The sequence below is a fragment of the Cylindrospermum stagnale PCC 7417 genome (genome assembly GCF_000317535.1).
Classification (GTDB): Bacteria; Cyanobacteriota; Cyanobacteriia; order Cyanobacteriales; family Nostocaceae; genus Cylindrospermum; species Cylindrospermum stagnale.
Map to the genome: position 1 here is coordinate 6576184 of NC_019757.1, position 14797 is coordinate 6590980.

A 14797-nucleotide genomic window follows, 5' to 3' on the forward strand; every position below is an offset into this window, starting at 1 on the left:
CCCAAGCGAAAAAGACTTGTTGCTCAGGACTTGCTGGTGATTTTTGTAAAAGGTAACAAGGTAAAATGAATGATTAACAAAAAATAAGTATTGCCTTTTGCCTTCTGCTAATTGTCCTTCTGCTTTCTTCCTTCTAACTTTTACCTTTGCTATATGGCCCGCGACTATTATGAAATTCTGGGTGTCTCTCGTGACGCCGACAAAGAAGAAATTAAACAAGCCTATCGCCGCTTGGCCCGGAAGCTTCACCCAGATGTGAACAAAGAACCGGGAGCGGAGGAGCGCTTTAAAGAAATTAACCGCGCTTATGAAGTGCTTTCTGAACCAGAAATCCGAGAGCGCTACAACCGTTTTGGTGAAGCTGGTGTTTCCAGTGGCGCTGGCGCTGGCGCTGGCTTCCAAGATATGGGCGATATGGGCGGTTTTGCCGATATCTTTGAAAGCATTTTCAGTGGCTTTGCTGGTGGAATGGGTGGCCCAACGCAACAAAGACGGCGTAGCGGGCCTGTGCGGGGCGATGACCTACGGCTAGACCTGAAGTTAGATTTTCGGGAAGCGGTATTTGGTGGTGAAAAAGAAATTCGCATTTCCCATCTAGAAACCTGTGAAGTTTGTAGCGGTTCCGGTGCTAAACCAGGAACGCGCCCCCGGACTTGTGCGACTTGTACTGGATCAGGTCAAGTCCGCCGTGTCACGAGAACGCCTTTTGGCAGCTTCACTCAAGTTTCTACTTGTCCCACCTGTAATGGCACTGGGATGGTCGTTGAAGACAAATGTGATGCTTGTGACGGTAAGGGCGCAAATCAAATCACGAAGAAACTGAAAATTACTATCCCCGCTGGGGTGGATAATGGCACTCGCTTGCGGATTTCCCAAGAAGGGGATGCCGGTCAACGCGGTGGACCACCTGGAGATTTGTACGTCTACTTGCTAGTAAATGAGGATGAAGAATTCCAACGGGATGGAATTAACGTTATCTCAGAAATCAAAGTCAGTTACCTGCAAGCGATTTTAGGCTGCCGTTTGGAGGTAGAGACGGTTGATGGCCCAGTGGAACTGATAATTCCGGCGGGAACTCAGCCTAATACGGTGATGAAGCTAGAAAATCGTGGTGTACCCCGGTTGGGTAATCCCGTCAGTCGGGGCGATCATATGCTGACGGTGTTGATTGATATTCCTACTAAGGTGACTCCAGATGAGCGGGAACTCCTAGAGAAGCTGGCTAAAATTAAGGGAGACCGCACTGGTAAAGGTGGTCTAGAAGGATTCTTGGGAAATTTGTTTAAGTAATGAAGCCCTATCCCCTTTTAACTCCCGATGCTCAACTCGATTTACGCGGCACTCCTTGCCCGATGAATTTCGTACGGACAAAACTTCGTCTGGAGAAAATGTCACCTTCCGCTTTGCTGGAAGTCTGGCTAGATGCCGGGGAACCAATTGAGCAGGTTCCCGACAGCCTGACAATGGCAGGCTATCATGTGGAAAAAATTACAGATTGTACGGGCTATTTTTCCTTGTTAGTCCGCTGTCCCTCGACTGCCCAATGAAAGGCGAAGCTATTTCTACTACTGGACAGTTACTGGGTACAGTGCTGGCTGTACAGGCCAATTTCTATCGAGTACATGTGGATGTAGAAGTGGGTATACAGGATAATTCTCGCCTAATACTTCTGTGTACCCGCAGAACGCGCCTGAAAAAAATCGGGCAACAGGTGATGGTAGGCGATCGCGTAATTATCGAAGAACCAGATTGGGCTGGAGGACGGGGCGCTGTTGCTGATGTTCTCCCCCGTCACAGCGAGTTAGATCGTCCGGCGATCGCGAATGTGAATCAAATTCTCCTGGTATTTGCAGTAGCTGACCCGCCTTTAGAACCTTACCAGTTAAGCCGATTCCTCGTTAAGGCGGAAACTACAGGCGTAGATGTGCTCTTATGCCTAAATAAAAGTGATTTAATTACCCCAGAGGCGCAGCAGCAAATTAGCGATCGCCTTTCTGCTTGGGGTTACCAACCGTTATTTATCAGCGTCCAAAATCAACTGAATCTTGATCAAGTATCCCAGCATCTGAGCAATAAAATTACTGTAGTTGCTGGCCCTTCCGGTGTGGGCAAATCGAGCCTGATTAATCAATTGATTCCCGATACTAACCTGCGAGTGGGAGAAGTATCTGGCAAATTAGCCCGTGGGCGTCACACTACCCGCCATATCGAATTATTTGACTTACCAAACGGGGGCTTACTGGCGGATACACCGGGCTTTAATCAACCTGATTTGGATTGTACCCCAGAAGAATTATTATATTATTTCCCAGAAGCCAGAGCGCGGTTAGCGGTTGCTAGCTGTCGGTTTAGTGATTGTTCCCATCGAGATGAGCCTGATTGTGTGGTGCGGGGGGAATGGGAACGTTATCCTCATTATCTGCAATTTTTAGAAGAAGCGATCGCACAACAAACTCACCTCCACCACCAAGCTGATCCCGAATCTAGCATGAAGCTAAAAAGCAAAGGTAAGGGACAGAGTCAATACGAACCTAAGCTAGAAAGTAAAAAATATCGCCGCATTGCCCGTAAGACTCAATTGCAAGCGTTGCAAGATATGTATAAGGAAAGCGACGAATAGCGGCAGAAACCTCACCCTGGTTTTGCGTAGCAAAACCTGTCCCTCTCCAACGCATAGAGAGGGATGTCCGTCAGGACAGGGTGAGGTTTTTCGAGATTTTTGGGTCTGCGCGTAGTTTATTAATTTAACCTTGACGGTGTTTCTTACGTTACAGAAATATTTTTCTTCCTGTGAAGAAAATAATTTCGGCGAATAGTATTGCTAGCGTTTAAGTATTGCCAGGGTGTTATCTGCCGCTATTATTACATTGAGAAAATGAATGCGCGATGATCGCCCACCTGGTAAAAAAGGTAAGTTTGCTCTCAACTCGGCTGCCAAAATAGTTCTGTTTACGACTTTTTCAGGAATGTTCCTAACTTCTAGTTTCTATCTTGCGTCTTTAATAATCTCTGGTGTGAATACAAGTTTAAGCAATATTCACCCTACGTTTATTCCCTGGATTAGCGATGAAGATAGATGTGAGAGTAGTGGTAGAAGTTGGCGTGATAACAAGTGTTGGGATTATGAGCATAGTCCTTCTTTTTGATGCGTTTTTCCTGTTTGAAAGAGATTTTTGGAAATTATGAGGAACGTAGACCGAAGGGCGTGCCGCAGGCTACCGCAAAGGACGCGAAGGACGCGAAGGAAGAAGGGTTTGAGAGGGTTTTTGCGTAATCGCTGACACGGTAGGGGCAGCCAGGGCGAATAGAATTCGCAGCTACACAAACAAAGTCCACCTGCGTGGACTAAGGGAAAATTGAGGGTTTGAAACCCACAGAGGTGGGTTTTGCCTGTGTAGACGCGGTTTCTAACCGCCCTTTTTGGTAAGCCAGGGCGAATGGAATTCGCGGCTATACAAACAAAGTCCACCTCCGTGGACTAAGGGAAAATTGAGGGTTTGAAACCCACGGAGGTGGGTTTTGCCTGTGTAGACGCGGTTTCTAACCGCCCTTTTAACGGTGAGATGGCGTTTTAAATCGCTGGCAAATTATGGGTTTGATGACAATTTGATATTAATAAAAATGTCTAATTACTCAGATTTAGTCCAATGTTTTGGTCTAGTAATATCATCAGGCAGAATAGTATTTTCATCGCCTTCTGCGGATTCAATCTGCTGTGATGTTAGATTTTTAGCAGATGTAAATTTTGCTCCTTGCAGTTTAGCTTGATAGAGATTTGCCCCTTGCAGGTTAGCTTCAGAAAGGACTGCCTCTTGCAGGTTAGCTTGATAGAGGAATGCCCTTTGCAGGTTAGCTTGATAGAGGAATGCCCTTTGCAGGTTAGCTTTAGAGAGGGATGCCCTTTGCAGGTTAGCTTGACAGAGATTTGCCCCTTGCAGGTTAGCTTCAGAGAGGACTGCCTCTTGCAGGTTAGCTTGATAGAGGGATGCCTCTTGCAGGTTAGCTTCAGAGAGGACTGCCTCTTGCAGGTTAGCTTGATAGAGGGATGCCTTTTCTAGGTGGGCTTTATCAAGATTTGCATCCCTAATATCAATATTACTTAAATCAATCCTCTGATTTTCCTTCTCTTTTTCATAATTGCGTCGTCCAATTACGGTAAGGGCTGCTTGAATATCCGTGCGAAGTTTTGGTCTTTTACCCTCATCTTCTTCCGCATTGCGTCGTCCAATTACGGTAAGGGCTGCTTGAATATCCGTGCGAAGTTTTGGTATTTCACCCTCATCTTCTTCCGCTACCTTTTTCACAGGTGCATTTTCTCGCACAAAAGCTGTGAGGACTTCCATGATTGTCCAATGGTATTTTTCTGGGGAATCTTTAGCAATTTGTTCTAAAGCATAAATTCCGCCTAATTTTACTTCAAGCCGTTCATTACCAATCAGTTCGATTGCTTTGGCAAAGCGTTCTGTAATTTGCTTGTCTCGTGCAATTTCAGCATTTTCATTGGCAGCTTTAGCATTATCATTGGCAGCTTTGGCCGTTCTTGATGCATAGTAAGCATTAGTTAATAACGCAATTCCACCGAAACTTGCTCCAATGGTTGTTAAGGCTTTAATTCCCGAATCTATCCTTTTTTCTGGTTCCAAAAAATGCACAAATGCAAAATCTGAAAATAAAAATACCCAAATAACAAAGCCTGAGACAATAAAAAATACAACGGCTAAAAGGGTTAATATAATCCCAAAATTATCTTTATTATCAGACATAAAATTAATATTCCTCATCTCCCAAGATATTACGGAGATTAAGGTAATAAATATAGCATATAAATAAAAAAAGCCAGATGCACCCAATTACCCCATCGAAGCTATGGTAAATTACCCTGATTGCCGCCAATGGGTGGGGGCTTCGATATAATCAGGGAGGCGAGTAGTGCGATCGCCAAATGCCATTCTAATTTGTTGGTAGTCTAAGTTTTTCACCCCTGTGAGAATAGTCCCTGTAAGTTTGACATCACTGAGAATTGCCCCACAAAGGTTAGCTCCCATCAAGTTAGCTCCCTCAAGGTTAGCTTCTTGGAGAATTGCCCGATGCAGGTTAGCCCCCATCAAGTTAGCCCCTTGCAGGTTAGCTTCCGTCAAACTAGCTTCGCTGAGGTCGGCAAAATAGATATCTGTTTGCTGTAGTTTGGCAGCATTTAAGTTTGCTCCTTGCAAGTTAGCACCATTCAAGTTTGCCCCTTGCAAGTTAGCACCAATCAAACCCGCTAAATGCAAGTTAGCTTTACCTAGTTTTGCACCTTGCAAGTTAGCCAAAAACAGCTTCGCCCCAGCCAGGCTAGCAGCTTTGAGGGTGGCTTGTTGCAAGTTAGCTTTATAGAGGTTTGCACCTTGTAAGCTGGCTGAACGCAAACTTGCGCCAAAGAAATTGGCAGCACGCAGATTGGCACCGCACAGGTTAGCGCGATTCAGGTTAGCCCAACTCAGATTTGCGCCCCGCAAGCTGGCTTTAAATAAGTTAGCTTCAAAGAGAATCGAGCCAGTGAGTTTAGCGCCATCAAGATCAGCTTCCCGCAGGTCAGATTCCCGCAAGTCGACCCCACACAAATCAGATCCCCGGAGGTCTACCCGTTGGAGGTTAGCGCCACGGAGGTTTGCCTGTCTGATGTCGGTATTACGTAAATCAAGTTTCTGATCTTTCCGGTCTTTCTCAAAATTCCGCCGACCGATAACAGTCAGGGCTATTTGAATATCGGTGCGAAGCTTTGGCAATTCTGGTTGCAGATTTAAATCCGACTGCTGTTGACGACTTACTCTTTGCCGATGTTTGTCCAAGTCAATCGCCGCTAAATCTTTCTGTTTTTGGTGTGGTTTTCCTTCTCTGCTAACCGGCGCATTTTCTCGGACAAAAGCCGTGAGGATTTCCATAATTGTCCAATGTTCTTGCGGAAAATCCTGGGCGACTCTTTCTAAGGCATAAATTGCACCCGTGCGGGTTTCAACTTTTTCATGGCCGATTTGGGCAATTGCACCAATAAAGCGTTCAGCAATTAGTCTGTCTTGAGAGAGTTTGGTATTTTGCAAGCCAATTTCCAGGTTTCTCTCAGAAGCGATCGCATTTTTCTGCATAGCTTGGACTCGCTTCGCTGCGTAGTAAGCATTAGCCATCACTCCTAAACCTAGAAAAATTATCGCAGTAGTGGTTAATGCTTGATTCCGATATTGTAGTTGTTGCTGAATTGGCAACTTCTCAATATTGGACACCGAGAAAACGATTAAAGTCAAAGCGATAGAAAGTATAACTGTTATAGTTATCAACCAACTCAAGGGTGCGTATGTCTTACCAAGAGACATAGCAGAGATATTCTTCACAATCATGAATTATTACTTAGATGATTGGGAAGTTCAGTATAGCATTTAGCTTTTGATTTGGATATGTGCCGCCAGAACTAATTAATTAAGGAATTTACTATGGGTTATGTATTATTTGTTATGCAGCTAGGCGAACATCGCCCAGCTAGTCATCTGTTGTATCTTAGCTAGAAAATTTGGCTTCTCTGAGGTTTGCTTCATTGAGTATGCTGTCATTGAGGATGGCCCCATGCAGCCTAGCTAAATATAAATTTGCCCGATGCAAGTTAGCACCAGAGAGATTAGCACCAGAGAGATTGGCTGCACTGAGAATTGCCCCAGAGAAGTTAACTAAATTGAGGTTAGCACCAGAGAGATTAGCTGCACTGAGAATTGCCCCTTCTAAATTGGCACCAGCAAGATTTGCCCCTGAGAGATTAGCTTGATAAAGATTTATCTGCTTGAGGTTAGCCCCGTTCAGATTTAGACCCTGCATATTTGTGTGACTTAAATCAATTTGCTCATTTTTCGGATCTTTATTTGTGTCTCTCCTAGCAATTACAGTAACGGCTGCTTGAATCTCAGCACGGTTTTTTGCCGATGGCTCACTTGATACTTGTTCTTGGGATGGTAATAAGGCATTATTTCGCACAAAGCTAGTCAGAACCTCCATGATTACCCAGTGGTATTCTGGATGATCAACGGCAATTTGTTCTAGATCGTTAATTGCCATCAAAATGGTTTCTATGCTGTTATTTTCCAGCAGGGCAATGGCTATTTTTAAGCGCTGTTTGGCTAACTTATTTTGTGGAGTGGATGTTAATTTATCTGGAAAAGTTAGTATCTTACGGATAATTTTTAATACCATAATCTTCCGCTTTGATATACTACTTTTGGTGACATAATAGGCATTAAATATAACTGTAATCATACACAAAAGTAGTACAGTAGTTTTGATCAATTCGGTAGAGGTTAATACTAATTCATACATTAATAAACCGAAAATCTGAGTAAATACAACCATTGTTGCCGTTCAAAAAATATACAATATAACTATTGACTAGATAAATATAAATAAGCATGTATTCTCCTTATGAGCATCATTCCTTAGTTGTATTCATCGCTCTTTATTATTCAGAGGTAATTGGTACCGATCATGATTAATTTTTTTTATCTCTGATAATTAAATATATCCACCAATTACCTAGTCTGCTTGCCTTCTAATCAGGCTCTAGACAAGTATTTTAAATAAAATAAGTTATTGGACTATCTGAAGTTAGACATAATATTTTTTAATGTATCTTTGAATATTATGAGATTAGCTAACTTTTAGACCGATATAGTCGTCTCAATACAGTTCAGATAAGTTCCCCTACATCTTTTGACCCCTGTTTAAAAGGGTAAAGAGAGAAACTAGGTTTTTGAAAAAAGGGGGGTGGGGATGATCACCAGAAGATTGAATATCGCCAATTGAAATAGATTGTGATTTGTCCTGGTAGCTGACTCAGTAAAACTATTTGCTTTAGTCTTAAAATGCAGCAGAATTTACACCCAAAAATCCAAAACCTGGTACTGATTGGTGGCGGTCACAGCCATGCCATTGTCCTGAAAATGTTTGGTGCAAAAGCATTATCTGGAGTACGTTTGACGTTAATTACCGCAGATGCACATACACCCTACTCTGGGATGCTACCAGGACACATTGCCGGATTTTATAGCTACGATGAATGCCATATTGACTTGCAAAACTTAGCTAAATTTGCTCAAGCACAGTTACATATTGACCAAGTGGTTGGTCTTGACTTGGAAAATAATCAAGTGCTTTGTGCTAACGGACTGGCGGTAGATTTTGATCTTCTGTCCATTGATATTGGCAGCATACCCGCCAAAATTTCTGTATCAGGTGCAGCAGAATATGCGATCGCTGCTAAACCAATTTCACAACTACTACAACACTGGTATCAATTAGTAGAGGATGTGACGAAAAATCCCCAAGAATCAATTAGCATTGCAATTGTGGGTGGAGGTGCTGGCGGTGTAGAGTTGTCTTTAGCAATGATGGCTAAATTGCAGCAAATTTTACATCAACATCAACAACCAAGCACAAATCTAGAAATTCATTTATGCCAGCGGACTGGGGAGTTGATGCCTAGTTATGATCAATCGGTACGGCGTCTAATGCAGCAAGTTTTAACTCGCAAAGGCATCAAGCTGCATTTGGGGGAAGCTGTTTGTCAAATTGCACCAAAGATAGCCAGAGGCCCTAGAGAATTATTTGCGCTTAAATGTGAATCTGGGTTGACGGTAGATTGTCATCAAATTTTTTGGGTAACGCAAGCTTCAGCACCGGAGTGGTTAAAAGCAGCGGGACTAGGAACTGATGCCCAAGGCTTTATTTTGGTAGATGACAGATTGCGATCGCTAACTCACCCCAATATCTTTGCTGCCGGCGACATTGCGACAATGGTTAATCATCCCCTGCCAAAAGCTGGAGTGTTTGCTGTCAGGCAAGGTAAGCCATTGTTTGAGAACTTGCAGCGGTATTTATTGGGTAAGTCGCTAAAACCCTATAAACCGCAGAAAGAATACCTGAGTTTAATCGGTACAGGAGATAAAAAAGCGATCTGCGCTTCGCAGCAGCGCTTCGCTATCGCCACCAGAGGTGCTTTGACAATACCACCCCACAAACTATTGTGGCACTGGAAAGATTGGATCGACCGCTCCTTCATGGAACGCTTCCAGAAAATCTTGTGACACTATTAGTCCCCTCTCCTTAAAGACGAGGGGTGAACTACTCTGCCGTAAGACGGACAGAGCTTCCCAATTCATCGGGAATAGCCTCAAGGACTCCGTAGTTCTATTGGTCTAACATTCCCTCCAAGGGCAGAAGTCCTGGTTCCCAAGACCCAAACCTTTTACTTGCGACACTTACCTATCAGCTTGGTTTTCGCTTACGGCATTGGTGGTCAAGACATGAATATCTTACCAGAAAACCTGGGGATTCGTCATCCATCTGATATTTGTTTTTGCTGTGCAAAAAATCAATTCCAGATGCAATCCTCATCAAGAGCTCACAATCCCCACCTTATGAGTACATTGAAGGTGGGGACTTCCGCGTTCCATTAATTAACTGTAGGCAGTACGAAACCATATCTAGTTTAGGAAATTTTCATCCACTAATAGATAGATGAAATAACTAATGGGACTTAGACAAAATAGAAAAGGAAAAAAGTATAATGCTTTCTCAGCATAGCTTTCACGTGAAAGTGACCTCTCATGAAAGAGACAACTCCCGCCGCCATGCCTCCAAAATGAGAAAAAATGGTGTAAAAGGTTTGATGATGTGTTTACTCATAAAGCCCAAAAAAGAGAGTTTAGACATTTCAGAGATAAAAAGAGTCTACTCAGGCATTTTATTTTGGTGTTCTGTGCCTATAGTTTTATTTTTTGGCATCAACTGGCCGGGGGATCAGCAAGTCAAAAAATCGACGCATACATAGCTGTTTGGAAGGCTTCTAAAGCTTCAAGAAAACTGTTCAAAGGTTTGTTTGCCCATCTTCGTCTTAACCTTTGGCAAAATATATGGGTACTTGGTACAGTTACCATAGCGATCGCTAGTAGTGCTACTAAATCTGTTGCTAGTTCCACAGCGAACTGGCAAGTAGAGGAAGAACCCAACTCTGTATTAACTCAAATTCCCTCCCCAGTTAGGCCGACAGTTCCCGAACCGCCGATAAAACCAACCACGCCACCATCTGACGAAGATTTACTGCAAACGCCGCCCCCCAGTCCGCCTACAGCGCCACAAACCCCCGAAATTCCCCAGACAATCATCATTAATCAGTTTGAATTTATCGGCAATACTGCCTTTAGTAATGACGAATTGGCGAAAGCAACTCAGGAATTTATCGGCAAGTCGATTACCTTTACAGAACTACTGCAAGTAGAGGCAATTATCAGCCGATTGTATACCGACGCTGGTTATATTAATTCTGGTGCAGTGATTCCAGCCCAGCAAAGTTTTCCTAAAGTTCAGGCTGTTGTCAAAGTTCAAATTGTGGAAGGCGGCTTAGAAGATATTCAGGTGACAGGCACAAGTCGCTTGAGTCCAGAATATATCAAAAGTCGATTAGCGATCGCCACCCGCAGACCTTTAAATCGCGATCGCTTGCTGCAAGCCATACAACTATTACAGGAATATCCGGTAAGCGTAAAGCTCAGTGGCTGTCTTCCCTGAGAGTGTCAAATCTGACTCCCTTTGTTGATTTTGGTGTTGGCTGGAACAGTTCCGCAAACTCTAAACTAAATTCTAATACTTTGCTGTCAACGGGTTTAGGCTTGCAGTGGCAAATGTCAGACTGGTTAAATATGCGCGTTGATTGGGGAGTACCATTGATTGGTGTTGATGGCGGTAACAATTCATTGCAAGAAAATGGACTGTCATTTTCTGTTAATGTTAAGTCGTTTTAATCAAGTTTTTTCTTTATTACCAAAGTACAGACAGGACTTACGCTTTTATCATGAAAAAACGTAGACCGGAGGGCGTGCCGCAGGCTACCACAGAGGTGAGCCAGCGCGGTCTTGGGGGTTTCCACGCCACATGCTTCAAGTCGGCGGAGCCGCCCAACGCAGTGGCTCCCCATGAGCGACTGGTGAACCCGAAGGGCGCAGAGGACACAGAGAAATGAGAGTTTGAGAGATATTTTGCGTAAGTCCTAACAGAAAAAAAAGATTTAAAGCAAGATGAGACTAAAGAATGATGGAGGAGATATGCACATTAATTACTCTACATATGTACGATGCTTGACACTCTCAGGTCTAAAGACACTGAGATTCTTTAATCAAAGACATGACTTGCTCATGCAGGATTACTCCAGCATGAGTAGAGGACTCATCTCCTAAAGCGTTGCTTGCATCAAGTGCAAAGGTTCCGATATGCCCTACCGTACCCAATCCCCGACTAAGGATATTTCTAGCTGCGTTTTCGTCCCTATCCATCACGCAACCACACTTACAAGAGTGTGTTCTGGTAGATAGAGTTTTTTTAACAACTTCACCACAGCTAGAGCATTCTTGGGTTGTGTATTGCGGATTAACCGCAACCGTGACACGTTTAAATACGAGTCCAAAATATTCAATCCAGACACGAAACTGATACCAAGATGCATCGTTAATAGACTTGGCTAAACAGTGATTTTTCACCAGATTTTTCATCCTCAAATCTTCATAGGCTATCAAGTCGTTAGACTGAACTACGCACCGTGCTAATTTCACAGCATGATCTTTACGTTGCCTACTTATTTTGAGGTGGCGTTTACCTAAATAAAGCCGTGCCTTACCCCGATTTTTTGAACCTTTTACCCTTCTCGAAACTCGACGTTGTGAACGCTTAAGAACCTTTTCTCCACTACGCAAAAACTTAGGGTTCTCAACCATCAAGCCGTCAGAGTCAGTGTAGTATTCCTTTAGCCCAACATCTAACCCGACAGTCTTGCCAGTTGGTTTAATATTTTCAGACCGATTAACATCAACACAAAATTGGACATACACCCCATCAGCACGCTTAACCAACCGAACCCGCTTAATTTGATTCATTTGGTAAAAGTGCAAATCACGAGTGCCTTTTAATTTAAGTCGTCCAATGCCTTTTTTGTCAGTAAAAGTTATAGACTTTCGGTCATCTGCAAGCTTCCATCCTGAAGTCTTGTACTCGACCGAGCGACAATCTTTTTGGAATTGAGGATACCCCTTTAAACCCGGAATACCCTTCTTGCAGTTGTCATAAAACCTAGAGATAGAAGACCATGCTCGTTCAGCAGAAGCTTGTCTAGCCATTGAATTAAGTTCGTTTGCAAAAGGAAAGTTAGACGCAAGTACAGCACAATATTTCTGCAAATCATTTTTACCCGTATCTTTAACATCCATCCATAGCCGAATACAGCTATTGCGAATGAACTTAGCAGTCCGAATTGCATCATCTATTGCGACTAGTTGCGCTGATTTCCCATAAGCTTTGAACTCAAAAACAAGCATTAGTTATACCTCCTAATCTTATACTACCATAGTTGGTATAAAAATTTGGCATTTCAGACAGATTGAATGCGGTTAAAACCGCACGAGTCGCTTATATCTCAGGGCTGAAGCCACTGAGCTTTACGCTTACCGGCTAATTTGTAAGTTCTCAATCTTTTGATTTGAGTTGGGGGAGAAAAAATTCTCTTTGGCAGTAAATATCTAACTTGGCTATAGGTTTTTGCCAGATAACTCAACTTTCAATCTCAGTATTAATCAACCTTCTGTGAAATAGTTGAAATTTACCATCGCCCTTCTAACTAATATTCTAGAGGTTGGAGAGTATGCAAGGATTGAGGCGATCGCTCTTTTTTATCACCTTACCCATAGTCACACTGGGGTGTCTTGCATCTATAGACACCGCCGAAGGGCAGATAACTCCTGATAATAGTCTCGGTGCTGAAAAGTCAGTAGTCAACTCAAATACCAACATTGACCGAATTAATGGCGGTGCGCGTCGGGGGGCGAACCTATTTCATAGTTTTCAGGAATTCAATGTACGTGAAGGACGAGCAGCATTATTTTCCAATCCGGCGGGAATAGAAAATGCTCAAAATCTAGATATCTTAGGAAAGAGTGCTGTCTGTGCGGGAATTGGAGCAACCAAAACTTGTGGTAAACGAACATCAAATTTCGGATCTGTTGAGAGCAAAGCAGGTGACGTTACGCTCAATGCTCTGGGAATATTAACTATACAGGGTAGCCAAGTTGAAAATAATGTCAATCCTGATGCGATCGGCCAGGGTGGTGATATTAACATTCAAGCTGGCTCTATCTTTTTAACCAATGGCGCTCAACTATCCACCAATACTTATGGAAAGGGAAATGCTGGCAATATAGTGATTAAAGCTTCTGACAGTGTAACAGCAGCTACTAATAGTTTGATATTGAGCAATATAGGAAACTCTCAGAGACGACCAGCAGAAGGCAAGGTTGGTAGTATTGTGATTGAAGCGGGAACAGTTTCTTTAACCGATAATGCCCAATTGCAAGCTGGGATATGGTCTGGCGGTCGAGGAAAACCTGGAATTGTCTCTGTGAAGGCGGTAAAATCCATCTCGTTTACTGGCATAGATACTGGCATATTCAGCGATGTAGAATTTGGGGCAGTAGGTGATGGTAGTCCGATTCATCTTTCCGCAGATTCAGTTTCTTTCACTGATGGTGCTGTTCTCAAGGCTATTAATGCTGGTCAAGGAAATGCTGGCAGTATAGTAGTCAAAGCAACTGATAGTTTTTCCGCAGCTAAGAGTTTGATCTGGACGCGGTGGCTTACCACCTAGCCCAAATGAAGCTACTAGCGGTGATGCTGTGCGAGTTGATTTAGTCGAGCCTGCACCTGGGGAAAGTAGGGGAGCAGGGGAGCAGAGGGGCCGGGGGGCAGAGGAGAAAACTAAATCTTCAGTTTCTAAACCAATTGTGCCTGCCCAAGGATGGATATTTGACAAAAATGGTGAAGTGATGCTCACAGCTTACAACCCCACAGGCACAGGTTCGCAACGTCCCCTCAATTCAGAGGCCTGTCCAGTACCTTGAAGGGGAGCAGGGGAGAGTGACAGAAAAATCAGCTTTTTAAGCATCTCTGTTGGAGGAAGAGGTTTGAAGAGGTATCAAGATAATATAAGTATTCTTATAGAAAATATTGACAAGGAAGACAGAGTATGTATGTCAAACTGTCTAACTTAGTTCAGAGATTGCAGAATTTAGTTAAAAAACTATACACCAAGCGATCGCCTAAATTAGGCAAATGGCGATCGCTCTTTCTATTAATACTTTTATTTGTCCTCTCCTTAAGCATTCCCCTGGTTGCTCAACAAGTCTGGGCATCAACCCCCATCATTCAAACTCAACAAAATCCCTTACAGCTGGTAGAACAAGGTAAAAAACTTTACGCCGCTGGACAGTTTCAAGAAGCCGCTTTAGTTTGGCAACAAACGGCTGAAGCTTTTGCTGCTCAAGGGAATAAGCTCAATCAGGCAATGGCTTTGAGTCATCTTTCCCTCACCCAGCAGCGACTAGGCAAGTGGGATGAAGCAAAATTGGCGATCGCTACTAGCCTCAAACTCCTAGAAACCCAGGAAAAAACACCAGCACAACGCCGCATCCAGGCGCAAACATTCGACATTCAAGGACAGCTACAACTAGCGATGGGGCGATCGCAAACAGCCCTAAAAACTTGGCAACAGGCATCTGATATATATAAAAATATCGGCAATAAACAGGGAATCATCCAGAGTCAGATTAACCAAGCCCAGGCAATGGAAGAATTAGGGCTTTACCCAAGAGCTTGTGAGACATTACTAGAAGCTTTAGAACTTAAGCTGCTATCACCAAGCTGAATTATCCACCGAAGCCAACACCAGCACCAAGGCACAACT

At 43.4% G+C, this 14797-nt stretch carries 15 protein-coding genes; 11 read left to right on the forward strand and 4 right to left on the reverse strand.

What is annotated here, in order from left to right:
* The first annotated feature begins 153 nt into the window (after nt 1-153).
* The 4 genes from dnaJ to CYLST_RS27875 all read left to right on the forward strand — a co-directional run bounded on the left by dnaJ (nt 154) and on the right by CYLST_RS27875 (nt 3146).
* Nucleotides 154-1290: a molecular chaperone DnaJ gene (gene dnaJ / locus CYLST_RS27860; protein ID WP_015211082.1), complete on the forward strand. Its 1137-nt coding sequence runs from the start codon at nt 154-156 to the stop codon at nt 1288-1290.
* Complete coding sequence (locus CYLST_RS27865; protein WP_015211083.1) at nt 1290-1547, forward strand: sulfurtransferase TusA family protein; 258 nt, start codon at nt 1290-1292, stop codon at nt 1545-1547. Before dnaJ ends, CYLST_RS27865 begins: the two co-directional genes overlap by 1 nt.
* On the forward strand, nt 1544-2620 hold the full coding sequence (rsgA, locus tag CYLST_RS27870; protein WP_015211084.1) for a small ribosomal subunit biogenesis GTPase RsgA: 1077 nt from the start codon (nt 1544-1546) through the stop codon (nt 2618-2620). The genes CYLST_RS27865 and rsgA overlap by 4 nt, the downstream gene beginning before the upstream one ends.
* Nucleotides 2621-2879: 259 nt before the next feature.
* A complete protein-coding gene (locus CYLST_RS27875; protein ID WP_015211085.1) occupies nt 2880-3146 on the forward strand; it encodes a hypothetical protein in 267 nt (88 codons plus the stop codon).
* Nucleotides 3147-3629: 483 nt separating this feature from the next.
* Here the strand turns inward: CYLST_RS27875 and CYLST_RS27880 are convergent, their stop codons facing one another.
* The 3 genes from CYLST_RS27880 to CYLST_RS27890 form a co-directional block, all read right to left on the reverse strand.
* Nucleotides 3630-4763, reverse strand: a complete 1134-nt coding sequence (locus CYLST_RS27880; protein ID WP_015211086.1) for a pentapeptide repeat-containing protein — start codon at nt 4761-4763, stop codon at nt 3630-3632.
* A gap of 111 nt (nt 4764-4874) precedes the next feature.
* Nucleotides 4875-6350, reverse strand: coding sequence for a pentapeptide repeat-containing protein (locus CYLST_RS27885; protein WP_041233967.1), 1476 nt, complete (start codon nt 6348-6350; stop codon nt 4875-4877).
* Nucleotides 6351-6531: 181 nt separating this feature from the next.
* Nucleotides 6532-7371 (reverse strand): pentapeptide repeat-containing protein, encoded by an 840-nt coding sequence (locus CYLST_RS27890; protein ID WP_015211088.1) that lies wholly within the window; start codon nt 7369-7371, stop codon nt 6532-6534.
* A 509-nt stretch (nt 7372-7880) separates the two neighbouring features.
* On the opposite strand from CYLST_RS27890, the gene CYLST_RS27895 reads away from it, so the two are divergent.
* From CYLST_RS27895 to CYLST_RS27905, 4 genes are all read left to right on the forward strand, one after another.
* A complete protein-coding gene (locus CYLST_RS27895) occupies nt 7881-9101 on the forward strand; it encodes an FAD-dependent oxidoreductase (protein WP_015211089.1) in 1221 nt (406 codons plus the stop codon).
* Between the two features lie 482 nt (nt 9102-9583).
* Entirely contained in the window at nt 9584-9847 is a 264-nt protein-coding gene (locus CYLST_RS35320; protein WP_172642143.1) for a hypothetical protein, read from the forward strand.
* A gap of 44 nt (nt 9848-9891) precedes the next feature.
* Nucleotides 9892-10584 (forward strand): POTRA domain-containing protein, encoded by a 693-nt coding sequence (locus CYLST_RS27900; RefSeq protein WP_245587542.1) that lies wholly within the window; start codon nt 9892-9894, stop codon nt 10582-10584.
* 2 nt (nt 10585-10586) lie between these two features.
* Nucleotides 10587-10817: a hypothetical protein gene (locus tag CYLST_RS27905; protein WP_041233308.1), complete on the forward strand. Its 231-nt coding sequence runs from the start codon at nt 10587-10589 to the stop codon at nt 10815-10817.
* A 348-nt stretch (nt 10818-11165) separates the two neighbouring features.
* On the opposite strand, the gene CYLST_RS27910 is transcribed toward CYLST_RS27905, so the two are convergent.
* Nucleotides 11166-12380 carry an RNA-guided endonuclease InsQ/TnpB family protein gene (locus CYLST_RS27910; protein ID WP_015207686.1) on the reverse strand — a complete coding sequence of 405 codons (1215 nt, stop codon included), beginning with the start codon at nt 12378-12380 and terminating at the stop codon, nt 11166-11168.
* Between the two features lie 323 nt (nt 12381-12703).
* Here CYLST_RS27910 and CYLST_RS27915 point away from each other — a divergent pair, with 323 nt between their 5' ends.
* The 3 genes from CYLST_RS27915 (at nt 12704) to CYLST_RS27925 (ending at nt 14758) form a co-directional block, all read left to right on the forward strand.
* Entirely contained in the window at nt 12704-13702 is a 999-nt protein-coding gene (locus CYLST_RS27915) for a two-partner secretion domain-containing protein (RefSeq protein WP_015211091.1), read from the forward strand.
* Nucleotides 13703-13730: 28 nt separating this feature from the next.
* Nucleotides 13731-13955 carry a hypothetical protein gene (locus CYLST_RS27920; protein ID WP_041233309.1) on the forward strand — a complete coding sequence of 75 codons (225 nt, stop codon included), beginning with the start codon at nt 13731-13733 and terminating at the stop codon, nt 13953-13955.
* 125 nt (nt 13956-14080) lie between these two features.
* Nucleotides 14081-14758, forward strand: coding sequence for a hypothetical protein (locus CYLST_RS27925; protein WP_041233310.1), 678 nt, complete (start codon nt 14081-14083; stop codon nt 14756-14758).
* Nucleotides 14759-14797: the final 39 nt, after the last annotated feature.